Genomic DNA, 16,785 nt, shown 5'->3' with positions numbered 1-16,785 from the left:
GTATTTTTACTATAATTGTAAAAATAGATAATATCTATCGAAAAAAGAACTATTTTTCTCCATTTAGAAACAGTTCTTTGTAAAAACATTATCAATATGGAAAAAAATGCTCTTTAACTCTTACGAATTTATCTTTTTATTTTTACCAATCCTCTTTTTTGGTTACTTTTTTCTTACATCTAAGCGTCTTATCATCGCTTCTAAAGTCTGGCTTGTGCTTGGGAGCTTGTTTTTTTACTCATGGTGGAATGTGGCGTATTTACCGATTATCCTCTCATCTATGCTTATCAACTTTGCTGTGGGAAACTCTTTTAGTTCAACAAAGAAGGTGTCGAAAAAAACGCTTTTGAGTTTTGGAATAGTTTTTAACATCGCACTTCTTGGCTATTTTAAATATGCCGACTTTTTTATAGAAAATTTTAATGGTATTTTTGGCTTCAATGTACCGCTTTTACATATTGCTCTGCCTCTTGCCATTTCGTTTTTTACTTTCCAGCAGATTGCCTATTTGGTAGATAGCTATAGAGGTGAAACACAAGAGTACGACTTTTTAAACTATGCGCTTTTTGTGAGTTTTTTTCCTCAACTTATTGCAGGTCCGATTGTGCACCACAAAGAGATGATGCCTCAATTTGCAAGCCATTGGAATAAGGTGAAAAATTACCGCAACATTGCTTTGGGGCTTTTTATATTTTCCATAGGGCTATTTAAAAAAGTAGTGATTGCCGACACATTTGCCGTCTGGGCGACCAATGGTTTTGATACTGCAAGCACACTAAGCCTTTTTGAAGCATGGGCAACTAGCTTAAGTTACACTTTTCAGCTCTATTTTGATTTTAGCGGGTACACCGATATGGCAATCGGTGCCGCTCTTCTTTTTAATATAAAACTCCCAATTAACTTCAACAGCCCATACAAAGCCACAAACATCCAAGATTTTTGGCGCAGATGGCATATTACACTCAGCAGATTTTTGCGAGACTACATCTACATCCCCTTAGGTGGCAACAAGGTCGCAGCCCTTCGCAATTATTTCAATCTTTTTAGCGTTTTTCTCGTAGGTGGACTTTGGCATGGTGCAAGCTGGATGTTTGTGATATGGGGTGCACTCCACGGCGGGGCTATCGTGCTTCATCGCATTTGGCAGCAGCTAGGCTTAAAAATGAATACCCTTTTGGCATGGTTTATCACCTTTAACTTTATCAATATCACATGGGTATTTTTTAGAGCCAAAGAGATGGAGGATGCGCTGAAGGTGCTTGGTGGGATGTTTGGGATGGGTGGGGTTGTGCTACCTAATGTACTTGCAAGCAAACTCTCTTTTTTGCAAAATTACGGAATCGAGTTTGGAGGATTTGTAGAAAACATTCAAGGGGATTATTTTACTCCAGTTTGGATTTTTGCAGCTTTTATTCTCGTGCTAGTATTTAAAAATTCAATGCAAAAAAGAGAAAGTTTTACCATGAACAAAAAAACGGCTCTCTTCACCGCTTTCTTGCTCTCTTTTAGCGTACTTTCACTAACCAAAGTAAGTGAATTTTTATATTTTAATTTTTAAGGGTTTTGATGCAAGCTAAAAAATTTCTCATTTTTGTATTTTCTTTTTTTGTTTTTATTGTTGGAGGAGTTGGAGTTGTTAATTATGTTATTGATCCCTTGTGGACTTTCTCACATTCAAATAATTTCAATAGCTTACAAAAAGGTTTAGATGAAAGACAACAAAAAACAAACTACATTACATATAGAAACTTAGAAAAATACGATGGAATTTTACTTGGAAGTAGTAGGACTACATTTATAAATGAAAATGATTTTATTGATATGAACATCTATAACTACGCTTCAAGTAGCATGCTTCCATATGAGTACAAGGGATACATAGACTATTTTAGAGAAAAAATCAATAAGCCATTACGATATATTATCATAGGTTCAGACTTTTTTGGAACAGATACGCCAGATTTTCAACAAATAAAATTTCAAAAACCAGAATTTTATATTAAAAAATCTAATGAACATTTTTATAGATTAAAATCTTTATTATCTATTGACGCTTTAAACTATTCACTTACAAATATAAAAAATTCTTTTTTTGGAGCAAAAGACTATTATGATAGAAACAATATAAAATATCAACAAAAAGTATCAGAAAATGAAAGATTGCATCAATATACGAAAAATTTAGTTAGACATACAGATGAATTAAGTGGAGAAAAATACATTTGGAATAATGATTATAGAAAGATACATGAAACAATAAAAAAAGAAAACCCAATAAGTGAATTTATTATTTTTACTTCCCCTGTTACTGCTGATTTATTAGTTTCGATAATAAAAAATGGAAAAAGATGGAAAGAATATGAAAAATGGCTTAGAGAACTTGTTGCCATATTTGGAGAAGTGCATCATTTTATGGCAATTAATTCAATAACTAAAAACTTAAATAATTATCCTGACGATGACCATTATTATCCACATGTAGCAAAATTATTAGCTAATAAAATTTCTGGAGTTGTAAATTCAAATATCCCAAAAGATTTCGGCGTATTAGTTACAAAAAAAACATCGACTCACACCTCCAAAGCCTCCGCAACCAAATAAAAGCCTATGATGCATCAAAACTAGAGTAGATTTTTAAAAACAAAATTTTCAAAGCTTACTACCTCTACATCTCCTATATTTTCATCTATATCGTAAGTGATAAGCAGGTTTTTATATCTGCCCTCTTTGTTAAAATACCCAAAACTTTGAAGTTCTCTTTGTTTGGTTTTTTCATCTTGGATGTCATAAGAGACTTGAAAGTAACCCTCATACTCCACAAAAAAATCTATCTCTGCCGTATCTCTTAAATAGGTAATATTTCCATGTTTTTGGGCTAAAATCGTAAAAATCATATTTTCAAATCTTGTGCCGCTATTGGCGCTTCTTGTTACCCCTAGGTTTAAAAATCCGTTGTCATTTAGATAGAGTTTTTTAGCGGATTTTATCTGCTGAGTAACTTTTGTATGATAGTTTGAGATAGTATAGACTAAAAAATTATCTTCAAAATACTCAATATACTCTTTGATGCTTTTTGCATCTATATTTATTTTTTTAGCCAATGTTGCATAATTTAAAAGTGTTGTTGCATTTGAGACAACATAATAAAAAAGGTCTTTTATGGCACCGGAGTTTTTTATCTTGTACCTTGGAACTATATCTTTTAAGATAATATCTTCTGCGATATTTTTCAAAATCTCTTTTTTTATCAGCTCATCATCCGTTGCAATAACATTATAGTAGCCACCCCATTTAAGGTACTCATCTTTTGCTCTTGCTATATCTATTTTATGGGCTATTTGTTCTATTTTTGTACTGCAGGGAATCTTTTTGAATCTTAAAAACTCTAAAAAACTAAAACTATGTACTTGAAGCTTTAGCACTCTGCCCGTAAGAGTTGTGGCATAGTTTGAGGTAAGAAGCGATGAGTTTGAGCCTGTGATGATAAATTTTATATTGCTATTTTCATATTTTGCTTTTACAAATACTTCCCAATTCTCAAAGATCTGTATCTCGTCGATAAAAAAATAGATTTTTTCCTCTTTGTTCGGGTCGGCAAGCTTGAGATACTCATCGTAAATTTTGCTTAGGTAAGCCGCATCGTTTTTGTAGGGAATAAATTCAGGTTTTTCAAGATTAATAAAAAAGATGTTTTTAGCTTTAACCGTTTTTAAAAGCTCTTTTATCATAAGCTTTGCAATGGTACTTTTGCCAACCCTTCTTGCTCCAATCAGCGCTATAATCTGCTTAGTCTCAAGAAAAGAGATAGCTTTTGGCAAAATATCTCTTGGGATAAAGTCATCATAGACACTTTTGTCTCTCCAGTGAGGGTTGTCTTCTAAAAGAATTGATTCCATATTTTATAGCCTTAAAATGGATTGTATTCCTGATTATATCATTTATTGGTTAGATTTTTGCTACATAATCAATAAATATAAAGTAGATTCATCACTCAGCTATCTTTTTCTATACCCTCTGCTGCTTACTCCTCGTCCTGCGTAATTCTTCTTAAAACATGCCTGACATATGCCGTATGTGGAATTTAGAGGCAGCGGGGCGCCGCACATTCTGCATTTTGTAGCGAGTTGATTTTGTTGAAGCGAGTTTTCTATAAACTTGTTTAAGACTCCTCTTGTCGCTCGTGCTTTGTTTACATCTACAAAGTAGTCGCCAAATCTATAGCTAAGCCAAAGATAGAGCGATATCTCTTTTACCATATCTTCTGCGCGCAAAAGTTCATCGGCAGTCTGTGCACAACTTCCTTGAAGCGGCGGCGGAGTATATGAAATCGGCATCTTCTTCTCAAGTGCACCGAGATAGCTCTCGTAAGCCGCGACGATATATGGAGATTTGAGAGTAAGCGGTGCGCAAGCAAGATGGTATTTTGCAGCGATATCCAGATCGTACTGATCTACTAAAACAGAGACCTCCAGCATATCATCCAGATTTGTGGCGATAAAAGGTCCGTCAAACTCCATATTTTTTGCAAAAAACTTTAGTATCTCATGAAGCGAATTCTCTTCTAAAATGCTTCCTACAAGCTTGATATGCTCAAGATTTGCCATCACTTTAAATGGTATAGTTATAGATTTTGCTTCTTTGTAAAAGTTCTTTTTGATAATATTTAAAACATCGCCGCTTAAAGCTCCGACATAGCCGTTTTCATGCAGACCGTATCTTCCAGCACGGCCGGAAATCTGATGTATCTCACATGGAAGCAGGTTTCTGTCGTTTACCCCGTCAAACTTCTGTGCTTTTGAGAAAAGAATAGTCTTTATTGGCAGATTCAGTCCCATGGCAATGGCGTCCGTTGCAATCAAAATCTGTGTTTCTCCGGCTCTAAATCTTCTTGCCTCTTCACGCCTTACCTCTGGAGATAGATTGCCGTAAACGACGCTCACGCTGAAATATTTGGAAAAATTTTGTTTAAGCTTAAGTACATCTCTTCGACTAAAAGCTATAATAGCCGTACCATTTTGAACATCTTTTTCATGAGTCGACACATCTAAAAGAGTAAGCGGATTTTTTCTCTCAAACTCTATGATTTCAAGCTCTTCACCCAGATACTTTGCAAGTGCGACAACTGCCTCTTTTACATTTGGTGAACCTGTCATAATGATCTCTTTTGCGGGTGCGCCTATGATGGCATTGGCCCATGCCCAGCCACGATCACGATCATCTAACATCTGCACCTCATCGATTACGCATACATCAACATCTACATCAAAATTTATCATCTCGATGGTTGAACTTATATGAGTTGCCTCCTCGCTTACTATCTGCTCTTCACCGGTTATCAAAGAGGCTTCAATCCCGCTCTCTATTAAATCCTCATAACCCTCCAGCGCCAAAAGTCTAAGCGGTGCGAGGTAATAGCCGGTATCTGCACTCTTTAACTTTTGCATCGCCTGATATGTCTTTCCACTGTTTGTCGGTCCTATGTGAAGAGTGAGTTTTCTTCTCATATCGCGTGCCGTCGGGAAAAGGTTTTTAAAATCTCTTATGGTTCTTGCAAGTAGTTCATATCTCTGCTTTTTAAGTATTTCATCATGTATATTATGAACAAATCTTCGCACACATTTTCTTGTAATTTTTGGTGAAATAACAAGAGATGCCGGCAGAAGTTCTAAAAGCACTTCATAGACTTTGGTATAAAGAGCTTCTTTGCTGAGATGAAGCAGAGTTGCATATGTGCCGCACTCCTCTGCAAGTGTTTGCAAATCGCTTAAAAATTGCTCTTCATGCTCTCTTTTTGACTCATTTACAGCCCCGCTAAAATCAAGCTCGTTTGCCTCCCAAATATTTTCTAGCAGTGAATTTAGTTCAACATGAAGTTCTAAAATATACTCTTGAGAAATCTCGGCATAAGGAAGTTTCAGGTTCTCCTTCATTCTTACCAAAAGCTCTTCGTCATGAAGCTCTATCTCCACATCTCCGAGTTCACCGGCGATAATGCTAGATAAAATTCCCTCTTTTAAAAGCGGATAGGAGACTTTTGTTTTGGGCGGCGTTGCGCGAAGTGCACCTGCGATCTCTTTTTGTGTTAAGTATGGATGGGGATCTGCCAGATTTTTTATAAAAATTTCTATCTCTTGCTGCTTTTTAGCAATTACGCGCTCTTTTTCTTCTAAAATCTCTTCTACCAGCTGCGCTTCATCACAATCTTGGAGGTACTCATACTCGTAGACTTTTGTGTTAAGCGTAAGTATCTTATGAAAGCTCTGCCCATACAAAACATAGTGAAACGAAGCATTAAACTCCAAAGAGTCGTCAATATCAAAAACCCCGTCGACTTTTCTCTCTATCCTCTCTTTTTTGAGGTTGTACCTGATGTGGCGGAGTTTTGACTCCATCTTCTCTATGGTTATTTTTTTGCTTCTCACATCTGCAAATGCTTCATGCAAAAGTGCTGCTTCTTCATGTGTTACATCAAGTTCGCCTATAAGCGTTTCTATCTTATCTTCTCTGTCTATATTTGGCTCTTTTGGTGTTGTAGATTTATATACTCTGCCATCACTTGCAAAAAAACGGAGTATATCTGAGCGAAAACCGCTATCTGCTTCACTCCACAGCATCCTTGCCATTTTTGTCAACATATCTTTACTCTGGTCAATATCATATATACCCAGTGTAGCAAACATCTCGCTTAGCGTATGAGCGCTTACTCTCTCCACACCGACATCAAACGGGTCGTCATCAAAATATTTTCTAATTTTTTGGTTTATTTTTGAATTTTTCTTATTTTTCTTTGCCATATATTATTGTAACCAAAAGGGTTTAAAAATGAGCTCTAATTTTATATTATGCACTATGGCAAGTAGTGCATAATTGTTTCTATTTTTATGATTTTTCAAAATCACACTCTTTGGTAAATTTCAAATAGAGCAGCGGCAGTACAATAAGCGTTAGAAGGGTTGAGCTTATCAGGCCATTTATTACGACTATTGCCAGCGGTTTTTGTATTTCTGAACCGGGACCGGTAGCAAAAAGTAGCGGCACCAGACCAAATGCCGCTATGGTTGCGGTCATAAGAACAGGACGAAAACGCTTGATTGTTCCTTGGCGTACGGCATCTATGACGCTATGTCCCTTATCTACGAGGTTGTTAAATGTATTTACAAGAACTACCCCGTTGAGCACCGCGATGCCAAGAAGTGCAATAAACCCTACAGATGCAGGAACAGAGAGATATTCGCCGCTTAGGTAGAGCCCCGCAAATCCGCCGATAAGTGCGAGTGGCACATTAATAAGGACAAGCAGCGCCTGCGTTATTGAGTTAAACGAGACGAACAGCAAAAGAAAGATCAGAAAAAGCGCTATGGGCACGATTATCATCAGTTTTGCAGCCGCTCTTTGTTGGTTTTCAAACTCGCCGCCATAGGTTACATAGTACCCCTCAGGCAGTTTTACGCTCTGTTCTATTTGCGCCTTTACATCCTCAACAAAACCTACAAGGTCACGATTTTCGACATTGCTCTGAACAACGGTTTTACGGTAGCCGTTCTCATGCTCTATCTGTACAGAACCCGTTGTTTTTGTAAATGTCACAAGACTCTTTAACGGCACGCTTCTGCCATCGTCCAGAGTGTAGTAGAGCGACTCTAAAGCACTCAGAGAGTTTTGCATAGATGAGTCACCCTTTACCATAAGGTCAATTCGCCTCATCTCCTCTTGAATGATGCCGACCTGAGTTCCATTGATCATCGTTTTCATAAATAGGGCAACTTCCTGCTCGCTTAGTCCGTAGTAACCCAGTGCTTCTTTATTGAAACTAAGTTCAAGATACTCTACCCCTTCGTTGCTCTTTTTATAAACATCTTTGCTTCCCTCCGTACTCTGCAAAATAGTTTTGATCTCTTGCGCAATCCTCTCAAGCTCATTATGACTCTCTCCGAAAATGTCAATTGCCAAATCACCGCGAACTCCGGTTAGCATCTCAGAGATACGCATCTCGATGGGTTGCGTAAAAACATACTCGACCCCCCGCATCTCATCAAGAGATTTTCTTATCTCATTTTTCACCCACTCTCTTGATGGCTCGCGCCACTCCTCTTGCGGTTTGAGAATAAAAAAAGTATCCGTGTCGTTTAGGCTCATAGGGTCAAGTCCGATCTCATCCGTACCGGTTCTAGCGATAATAGAGGCAATTTCTGGAACATCCGCCATTAATTTCTTTTGAATCTTTTTGTTAAGCTCTACGCTCTCCTCAAGGCTGATGGACGGCAAGGACTCTATCATTACTACAAGCGTTCCCTCATCCATCGTCGGCATAAAAGTCTTGCCTGTTTTTGACGCAAGATAAAGAGAAAAGCCAAAAAGTAAAAAGATAGTGACAAAGACGGCGGTTGCATGTTTGATCGCAAAATCAAGAGTTGGTTTAAAAAACTTTAGCAAAATTTGAATCAGCCAGGACTCTTTATCGGGACGAATCTTTAGTATAAACGAACTTAGCACCGGTATAAGAGTAAGAGCAAGGAGTAAGGAGCTAAAGAGTGCAAATACGATACTAAGTGCCACGGGCTTAAAGAGTTTTCCTTCCAATCCTTCAAGCGTTAAAAGTGGCATAAACACAATGATGATGATAAGCACGCCCGTTACGATAGATGGCGCCATCTCAACAGCGGCATGATAGATAATATGCGTTTTTTTCTCATTTTTGCGCTTCTCATTCCCAAGCTCTGCCGTAATATGCTCGACCATAACAACTGCTGAATCAACAAGTATACCTATGGCGATGGCAAGACCGCCCAGACTCATAAGATTGGCACTAAGCCCAAAATAATCCATCGCAATAAAGCTCATAAGTAGCGCGAATGGCAAAATAAGTGCGACACTAAAAGCTGAAGCGAAGTTTCCGAGCAGAAGCAGAAGAACAACGACAATAAGAACAGTTGCTTCCAAGAGTGAATTTTTTACGGTATCGGTTGCGAGATCGACAAGGCTTGAGCGGTCATAAAAGATATCTATTTTCGTATCAGCAGGAAGCATTGACTCCATCTTTGAGAGTCTCTCTTTTACCTCTTTGACAACTTTTTGCGTATTTGCACCCTTCATCCCCAAGACAATCCCCTGCACCGCTTCACCGTTTGCGTTTTTTGTTGAAAAACCTGCGCGCGTGAGGTGACCGATATGCACATCTGCTATATCTTTTATATAGATGGGCTTGTTTGCGATTGTCGTAACGCTTAAATTCTCAATATCATAAATATCATTGATCCTCCCGACACTACGCACAAGAACACTGTTTACACCTTGGGTTACACGCCCTGCACCGTCATTTAAGTTGTTCTTCTCCAAAGTTTCAAGAAGCTGTTCAAGTGTGATCTGATAGGTTCGCATCATATCAAGCTTCGGGGTTACTTCATAGGTCTTTACCTTGCCTCCAAGAGAGTTGACCTCGGCTACACCGTTAACAGAGCGTATTTGCGGTGCGATAACCCAGTCAAGCAAAGAGCGTTTTTCTATAAGATCAAGCGTGGGAGACTCGATCGTAAACATTAAAATATCACTCAGCGGCGTGCTGATGGGGGCAAGCCCTCCTTCAAGATTTGCAGGCAACTCATCCATTATGGCATTCAAACGCTCGCTTACCTGCTGACGCGCCCAGTATATGTCCGTTCCCTCTTCAAAGTCGATAGCAATATCACAAATACCATATTTTGAAGTTGAGCGAATAATTGTTTGATGTGGGATTCCAAGCATCCCCATCTCAACGGGAATAACAATGCGTGACTCCACCTCATCGGGCGTCATACCGCTTGATTTCATAATTATCTTAACCTGCGTAGGCGAAATATCTGGAAAAGCATCTACCGCAAGATTGTTGTACGACTTGATACCAAAACCCAGGATTATAAGAGCCAACAGAGATGTAAAAAGCCTCTGCGAGAGCGCAAAAGAGATAAGATGGCGCATTATTCATCCTCTTGGAGTCTATTTTGCAGTATGCTTGTTGCACTCACAGCAATGGGCTCTTTAAGAGCCTCTTGATACTCCAGATAACAGACTTCACGATTCTCAAAGAGCACATTTACTTTGAGTAAACTGTATGTATGAGCTTTTTTTACAAACACCATATTCTCTTCATTCTCTCTAATAAGGGCTTTTTTATCAATCATAAAAGCGCGTTTTGCGACACTTAGTTCGACCTTTGTTCTGAGTCCGGCTAGAAGATTTGCATCTTTTGGAAGAACAAAACGAACATATCTTGTCTGATTAAGAGGGTGAAGAGTTGGGGATATAAGCTCTATCTTCGATTTTATCTCCTCTTTAGCAACCTTTAAAGTAACCTCTTGCAAAGGCTGCAGAGTTTTTACAACATCTTGGGGAATATCTGCCTCCATCCAGTTCTCTCCATCTCTTTTTATAACAAAAAGAGCGCTTGATGGAGAGATGTTTTTGCCCACTTGAATATCTGTTTGTAAAATCACTCCGTTAGTCGGTGAGCGAAGTTCTATATTTGGCAAGATAACAAACTCATGAAAAAGTTTTTCCATCATCTCATCCGTTGCTCCGTAAGATCTAAGAAGCGCTTTTGCAGCCTGAAGCTTTATTGTGTCTCTTTTCATATTCTCATCCGCGATAAGACACTCTTTTTGGGCGATTATCTCCTCTTTGCAGAGTTGTGCTTTGCGATCTGCCTCATTTTTGCTGTATGAGAGTTCTATCCAGGTATCAATTGCCTCTTTTTGCGCCTCTATCCAGTACTGTGAGCTCAGAGTTGCAAGAAGTTCACCCTTGCCAACACGCTCAAACTCTGTTTTGTGCAGCTGCACCACTTGCGCTTCATACGGCACGGAAGTTGTGTGAAGAAGTTTTGGCGGGGTGGTGACCTGCATCATATAGACATCAAGTGGCACATGGGTAACCTCTTTGGCTTTGGCACTCTGAACCTGCCAGCTTTTCTCCTCTTGGGGTGTGAGCGTAACATCTGCACTAAGCCAAAATGCAAATATCATCTGCACCATAATCATTTTTTTCATAGTTCTTCCTTTGTTTGTAAAACGCTATAGAGTTTAAATAGTGTTTCATAATATTTTTTATAATGTTCAATAAGCTCTTTTTTTAGGTCTGTAAGCTCTCTTTGGCTTAAAAGATACTCCACAACTGAGCCTTCTCCGAGCTCATAAGCGCCCTTTACAAGAGGCATCAGCTCATTTTCATACTTCTGTGCCATCGCTTGGTATGCGGTTATATTTTCATAATTTTGCACCAGCTCTTTTTTAAGCGCCTCTGCATACGAGCTCTTCTGTAACCTTACTCCCTCTTTTTCATGCATAAGCGCACTTTTTTTATGCATTGCCGCCGCACGGTTTTCTTCGTTAAAGGAGTTTGTAAAATTGAGCGGCATAGATAGCGAGAAGACAAATCTATCTGTATCAAGCTCATTCTCATAAGCAGCTCCAAGAGTAAAAGAGTCAAAAGAGGCATTGTACCTCTCATAATCACTCTGGTATGTCAATATCTTTTTTTCAATCGATTGCTCTAAAAGCGTCTCATCTTCATAGTTAAACTGCAGCTCTTTTGTGATTGGGATGGTATCTTTGCAGGAGAGTTCATCTTCTCTCAAAGAGGGCAGAAGAGTTTTAGACTCCAGATTTTTGCGAGAGATAGCAACCGCATTCTCATAAAGTTTATACTCGGCTCTGATCCTATCAAGCTCTATTTGAAGCGCTAAAAGATCTTTTTTGGAGATCTCGCCATGTTCGTAGGCTCTCTTTTTTTTCTCATAAAACTTCTCAAAAGCCAAAAAAGAGTCCCTGTACTGCAGCGTGCTTTTTTGGTTTAAACAGTTGATGTGGTAGAGAAGCTTTATCTCTTGTCTTAAAAGAAATAGATCATTCTGTAGTTCCAAGATCTCTGATTCGTTTTGGTATTTCACAGAGCGCGCCGCACCTTTTTTAGCGCCAGGATGCATGATATTTTGCTCCAAACCAACGCTGTACTCGTAACCGGCTTTCTCTGCATCTGGCTTTGCGTACGCACCTGCTGCTAAAAACTCAAGCGGCTCATTTAGTTCTGAGGCTCTGTTTTGTGAAGAGTGCGCCTCTTTGAGCGATTTGATCGATTTTGAGAGCGGATGTTCATCTTTTACTCTTAGCAATATCTCATCTAACGAGATTGGCGCTGCACTCAAAGAAAAAACAGCCATTAAAAGGGAGAGTATAATTTTCACTTAGGCTCCTTCTGCATCAGTGTGCCATCAAGCGCATTGATAACAAGGTTGTAGTCCTTTGTAGAAGCTCTATAGATCAAATATTTACCCGATGTTGTCAGTTTGATACCTTGAGTCTCCTGCTGTGTTGACTCTTTTATAATAGCTCTTGCCTCTTCTTTATCTATGTTAGAGAGTTGATTCATTCTGGCTTTTTGTTGATATTTAAGTTTAAAAAGCTGCTTGTCTGCTTTGTTAAAATATAGAGTATCTAAAACACTCATAGTCTGACCCGAAGCAAAGAGAACAAACGGTATCATCCATAATATAAAAATTTTCATAATTATCCTTTTTTTATGCATAGGAGCATGCTTATCTATTTTAAAATTTATAAATTGTATTTGGTAAAAAGGATTATGCTATAGGGGGTTTAAAGAAGTTGAAATAGTCCAAAGAAAGAAACATTTTATTGTATTTAAAAAGAGTATCTCTTTTTTGAATAATTGCAATATAAGCTGATTTTTCTGTAAAAAGATATGACGCATGATATTCTGCATGAATTTCACACAAAGTGTCTGCTGTTTCATTTGACGCATTCTGAATTTCACTGATACAGCTATTTACGGAGCAGTGATTATCTTCCAAAACAACAAAAGCATAATCATGCGTTGCTGAGAAACTTATCGCAAATAAAAGTAAAAACAGCCATATTTTTTTCGAATTCATTATATTATTGTACTAAAAAACAGTTAATGATATTTCCTCTAAAGAGTATTAACCACTACTGTTTTTTCATCCATTTTTTAAATTTTTGAAGACTGTCTATATACTCTGCAACATCATATATATCTTCTTCATCTAGCGCTATTTTTGGCATTGCATTTGCCGAGTAGCCAAACTCTCTAAAATTCATGGACGGATTTTGTATATATGAAACAATCTGCTCTTTTCTTCTATCATACGAAACCAGATTAAAGTCTCTACCCATCCCTCCTTCCATCTTTACACTGTGACAATTCGCACAGTGTGTTTTATACACATAAATTCCATTTTTTATATCAGCATATACAAAACTGGCACAAATCATTATAATTAGTAATATTGTTTTCAAAATTCACTTCTGCATTTTATTTTTTAAATTGATAACACATATCAATTAGTAGATATAAAATTATATCACATTAATAATGACTTCTTATATTTTATTTTTTTATAGTTACTATTACAGCAGCTTTTAACAAAAAACATTCTAAGATTTAGCATATTGATTTTTAGGTAAATATATGAAAATAAAATCACTTTACATATCTGCGGGGCAGAAGAATGTCGGTACTCTTTTTGTATCTATGGGCATGATGGATATACTTAAAAGAAATCTACACAGAGTTGCTTTTTTTCGCCCTGTCATATTTTCAAAAAATATTCGTGATAATGATATTGACTTTATTTTAAAGCGCTATAACCTTGATATGGAGTATCAAGATGCTTATGGCTTTGATATAGACTATGTTGAAAATATGATTGCATCAAAACGCCTGGATGAGCTGATAAATCAGCTTATACAAAAGTTTAAAAAACTCGAAAACAGTTACGATTTTGTTCTTTGTGAAGGGATCAGACATTCATCTTTAACATCTACTATAGAGTATGACTTCAATATGCTTTTGGCACAAAATTTCGGTTCGTCCATTATCAATATATTGGGTGCAAAAGAGATATCCGTGCAAGATATATATGAAAACATATTGATAGAAAATGAAAATATAAGTGCGCACGACTGTACCCATTTTGCTACATTTGTAAGCAGGCTCAGCGACAAAAAATATCTTGAATTAAAAAAGAGATTAAAAAATCATGATTTTGCTATTTATCTTTTAAAAGAGGTGAAAGAGTTGGATATTCCGACTCTTGAAGATGTAAAAGAAGCGCTTGATGCCAAGCCGATACTATTTTCGCCAAATGACAACTCCAGAGTTACAAGAAATTTTAAGATAGCCGCACAAAGTATTGAGAACTTTTTAAACCAGATGCAAGAAGATGATTTGGTTGTTCTGTGTGCAGATAGATCAGATATTGTTACAGCAATTATTGCAGCATTTTACTCAAAAGAGTACCCAAAAATAAGTGGAATTATCTTCTCTTCGGATACGCAAATCCATCCAAATATACAAAAGATTCTCTTAGGACTAAAAGAGTTTAATCTTCCCGTTTTATCCGTTGCAGCAGATACATATCAAATTGCAAAAAAATTAACTCAAGTATACTCTAGATTAAGAGTAAACAGCGAGAGAAAAATAGCTTTGGCTCTTGGACTTTTTAATGCAAGCATAGATATAAAAGTCATTGAAGAGAAGATAGTAACACAAAAAACCGAAGTTATAACTCCTATAATGTTTGAGTATAAACTCTTTGAGATGGCTGCAAAAAAGAGAAAAAAGATTGTTTTGCCCGAGAGCGGTGATGAGAGAATTTTAAGAGCTGCTGAAATAGTTCTGCGCCGTAATGTTGCAGATATCATACTCCTGGGAGATGAAAATGAGATACAAGAGAGTGCACAAAAATTTGGGCTTAATTTAAGCGAAGCAACCATAATAAATCCTTTTACATCTGAGCTTTTAGAAGAGTTTGCGGATGTTTTTTATAGTATAAGAAAAGAGAAAGGGTTAAGTCTTCAAGGTGCAAAAGATGCAATGGCCCATATAAACTACTTTGCAACAATGATGGTCCATTTAGAACACGCCGACGGCATGGTTAGCGGTGCCATTCATACAACCGCAGACACTATAAGACCTGCTCTGCAAATTATAAAAACTTCACCGGGCGTAAGCATAGCTTCAAGCCTCTTTTTTATGTGTTTAAAAACAAAAGTTTTAGTTTATGGAGATTGTGCGCTAAATCAAAACCCAAATGCTAAAGAGCTTGCTCAAATAGCTATTTCATGTGCAAAAACATCTCGCGCTTTTGGAATTGAACCAAAAGTAGCAATGCTCTCATATTCAACAGGCCAAAGCGGAGAGGGAGCTGATGTAGACAAAGTAAGAGAAGCTGCACAAATAGTAAAATCACTTCAACCAGATTTAAAAATTGACGGACCTATCCAGTATGATGCGGCCATAGACAAAAGTGTAGCATCTCTTAAACTTCCAAACTCAGAAGTGGCGGGGGAAGCAAGTGTCTTTGTTTTTCCAGATTTAAATACCGGCAATAATACATATAAAGCTCTTCAGCGCTCAGGCGGCGCAATTGCCATAGGACCTATTTTGCAAGGACTCAAAAAACCGGTTAATGATTTAAGCCGCGGATGCAGTGTAAAAGATATAGTAAATACTATCCTTATTACGGCGATTCAAGCGGAGCAAAAATGAAAATAGCGGTCATAAACTCGGGAAGCTCTTCCATAAAATTCAAACTCTTTCTTATGCCCCAAGGAAAAGTTTTAGCACACGCTTTAGTTGAAAAGATAGGTGAGACAAATTCAACTATAACATTTAAGTATGACACTAACAAACATGTTATACCTTCTGTTATAAAAACACATCATGAAGGACTAAAAGAGATAAATGCTCTTTTAAAAAAGCATGAGATTGTAGAACATTTTTGTGTACTTGACGCTATAGCGCACAGAGTTGTACATGGCGGAGAGTATTTTAAAGATGTTACGATTATAGACGAAGAGGTAATAGAGAAGATAAAAGAGTTGATACCGCTTGCACCGCTTCATAATGGAGCAAATCTGGAGGGAATTTTAGTAAGCAGAAAAAAAGCTCCCGATGTTGTACAAATTGCTGTTTTTGATACGGCATTTCATGAGACCATGCCCAAAGAGGCTTATCTTTATGCTTTACCGTATGAGATGTATAAACAACACAAAATCAGAAGATACGGTTTTCATGGAACTTCGCACTCCTATATAATGAAAGAGACAGCTAAAAATATGGGTACGGATGCAAAAAAATTAAATATGATAACACTTCATCTTGGAAACGGCTCAAGCGCATGTGCCGTCAAAAATGGTTTAAGTATAGATACATCTATGGGCTTTACCCCGCTGGAAGGGCTTGTTATGGGAAGCAGATGCGGAGACATTGACCCCGCCATCCCTCTTTATATGCAAAGAGAGCTTGGAATGAGCGTAGATGAAGTAGATGCACTTTTAAATAAACACTCAGGACTTCTAGGAATCTGCAAAGATAAAGACCTCAGAGAGATAGAAAAAAGAGAGGACGAGCTATCTAAAGTGGCAATCGAGATGATGGTGAGAAGAGTTAAAAAATACATAGGAGCTTATGCTGCTATACTCGGCAGAGTGGATGCACTTGTATTTACTGCGGGTATCGGAGAAAATTCATACACAATCAGAGAGAAAATTTTACAAAATTTAGAGATATTTGGAATTGAACTTGATAAAAAAGCAAACAGGCAAAACGCTGCGTTAATATCAAAAGAGTCTAGTAAAGTAAAAATTTTTGTTATAAAAACAGATGAAGAGTTTGAGATAGCAAAACAGAGCGAAGAATTTTTAAAAAATCAATAAATCATTTATAAAAACTGCCTAAGTTTCGAGTCTAAATATATGTTATACTTTTGTATAA

The 16,785-nt window shown here is 37.4% G+C and carries 12 protein-coding genes; 4 read left to right on the top strand and 8 right to left on the bottom strand.

What is annotated here, in order from left to right:
- Positions 1–106 precede the first annotated feature (106 nt).
- Positions 107–1,558 carry an MBOAT family O-acyltransferase gene (locus tag FJR47_RS00360; protein ID WP_152298521.1) on the top strand — a complete coding sequence of 484 codons (1,452 nt, stop codon included), beginning with the start codon at positions 107–109 and terminating at the stop codon, positions 1,556–1,558.
- A gap of 8 nt (positions 1,559–1,566) precedes the next feature.
- Positions 1,567–2,601 carry a hypothetical protein gene (locus FJR47_RS00355; RefSeq protein WP_152298520.1) on the top strand — a complete coding sequence of 345 codons (1,035 nt, stop codon included), beginning with the start codon at positions 1,567–1,569 and terminating at the stop codon, positions 2,599–2,601.
- 20 nt (positions 2,602–2,621) lie between these two features.
- Here the strand turns inward: FJR47_RS00355 and FJR47_RS00350 are convergent, their stop codons facing one another.
- The 8 genes from FJR47_RS00350 to FJR47_RS00315 form a co-directional block, all read right to left on the bottom strand.
- On the bottom strand, positions 2,622–3,896 hold the full coding sequence (locus FJR47_RS00350) for an ATP-binding protein (protein WP_152298519.1): 1,275 nt from the start codon (positions 3,894–3,896) through the stop codon (positions 2,622–2,624).
- A gap of 99 nt (positions 3,897–3,995) precedes the next feature.
- Positions 3,996–6,794 carry an SUV3 domain-containing protein gene (locus tag FJR47_RS00345; RefSeq protein ID WP_152298518.1) on the bottom strand — a complete coding sequence of 933 codons (2,799 nt, stop codon included), beginning with the start codon at positions 6,792–6,794 and terminating at the stop codon, positions 3,996–3,998.
- A gap of 85 nt (positions 6,795–6,879) precedes the next feature.
- Positions 6,880–9,954, bottom strand: a complete 3,075-nt coding sequence (locus FJR47_RS00340; protein WP_223176062.1) for an efflux RND transporter permease subunit — start codon at positions 9,952–9,954, stop codon at positions 6,880–6,882.
- A complete protein-coding gene (locus tag FJR47_RS00335; RefSeq protein ID WP_152298516.1) occupies positions 9,954–11,021 on the bottom strand; it encodes an efflux RND transporter periplasmic adaptor subunit in 1,068 nt (355 codons plus the stop codon). Before FJR47_RS00335 ends, FJR47_RS00340 begins: the two co-directional genes overlap by 1 nt.
- Positions 11,018–12,214: a TolC family protein gene (locus FJR47_RS00330; RefSeq protein WP_152298515.1), complete on the bottom strand. Its 1,197-nt coding sequence runs from the start codon at positions 12,212–12,214 to the stop codon at positions 11,018–11,020. The genes FJR47_RS00335 and FJR47_RS00330 overlap by 4 nt, the downstream gene beginning before the upstream one ends.
- Positions 12,211–12,534: a hypothetical protein gene (locus FJR47_RS00325; protein ID WP_152298514.1), complete on the bottom strand. Its 324-nt coding sequence runs from the start codon at positions 12,532–12,534 to the stop codon at positions 12,211–12,213. The genes FJR47_RS00330 and FJR47_RS00325 overlap by 4 nt, the downstream gene beginning before the upstream one ends.
- A 73-nt stretch (positions 12,535–12,607) precedes the next feature.
- Positions 12,608–12,919, bottom strand: coding sequence for a hypothetical protein (locus tag FJR47_RS00320; RefSeq protein WP_152298513.1), 312 nt, complete (start codon positions 12,917–12,919; stop codon positions 12,608–12,610).
- A gap of 55 nt (positions 12,920–12,974) precedes the next feature.
- Positions 12,975–13,232 (bottom strand): c-type cytochrome, encoded by a 258-nt coding sequence (locus FJR47_RS00315; RefSeq protein WP_241855403.1) that lies wholly within the window; start codon positions 13,230–13,232, stop codon positions 12,975–12,977.
- Between the two features lie 244 nt (positions 13,233–13,476).
- On the opposite strand from FJR47_RS00315, the gene pta reads away from it, so the two are divergent.
- Positions 13,477–15,558 (top strand): phosphate acetyltransferase, encoded by a 2,082-nt coding sequence (gene pta, locus FJR47_RS00310; protein WP_152298512.1) that lies wholly within the window; start codon positions 13,477–13,479, stop codon positions 15,556–15,558.
- On the top strand, positions 15,555–16,727 hold the full coding sequence (locus FJR47_RS00305) for an acetate/propionate family kinase (RefSeq protein ID WP_152298511.1): 1,173 nt from the start codon (positions 15,555–15,557) through the stop codon (positions 16,725–16,727). The genes pta and FJR47_RS00305 overlap by 4 nt, the downstream gene beginning before the upstream one ends.
- Positions 16,728–16,785: the final 58 nt, after the last annotated feature.

The sequence above is a fragment of the Sulfurimonas xiamenensis genome (assembly GCF_009258045.1).
Classification (GTDB): domain Bacteria; phylum Campylobacterota; class Campylobacteria; order Campylobacterales; family Sulfurimonadaceae; genus Sulfurimonas; species Sulfurimonas xiamenensis.
The sequence above is the reverse complement of the archived record's forward strand: the minus strand, read 5'-3'. Positions and strand labels throughout refer to the sequence as shown.

What these genes read in the sequence shown, in the direction of transcription:
- FJR47_RS00360 (WP_152298521.1), top strand. Translation starts at nt 107, where the DNA reads ATGCTCTTTAACTCTTACGAATTTATCTTTTTATTTTTACCAATCCTC.
- FJR47_RS00355 (WP_152298520.1), top strand. Translation starts at nt 1,567, where the DNA reads ATGCAAGCTAAAAAATTTCTCATTTTTGTATTTTCTTTTTTTGTTTTT.
- FJR47_RS00350 (WP_152298519.1), bottom strand. Translation starts at nt 3,896, where the DNA reads ATGGAATCAATTCTTTTAGAAGACAACCCTCACTGGAGAGACAAAAGT.
- FJR47_RS00345 (WP_152298518.1), bottom strand. Translation starts at nt 6,794, where the DNA reads ATGGCAAAGAAAAATAAGAAAAATTCAAAAATAAACCAAAAAATTAGA.
- FJR47_RS00340 (WP_223176062.1), bottom strand. Translation starts at nt 9,954, where the DNA reads ATGCGCCATCTTATCTCTTTTGCGCTCTCGCAGAGGCTTTTTACATCT.
- FJR47_RS00335 (WP_152298516.1), bottom strand. Translation starts at nt 11,021, where the DNA reads ATGAAAAAAATGATTATGGTGCAGATGATATTTGCATTTTGGCTTAGT.
- FJR47_RS00325 (WP_152298514.1), bottom strand. Translation starts at nt 12,534, where the DNA reads ATGAAAATTTTTATATTATGGATGATACCGTTTGTTCTCTTTGCTTCG.
- FJR47_RS00320 (WP_152298513.1), bottom strand. Translation starts at nt 12,919, where the DNA reads ATGAATTCGAAAAAAATATGGCTGTTTTTACTTTTATTTGCGATAAGT.
- pta (WP_152298512.1), top strand. Translation starts at nt 13,477, where the DNA reads ATGAAAATAAAATCACTTTACATATCTGCGGGGCAGAAGAATGTCGGT.
- FJR47_RS00305 (WP_152298511.1), top strand. Translation starts at nt 15,555, where the DNA reads ATGAAAATAGCGGTCATAAACTCGGGAAGCTCTTCCATAAAATTCAAA.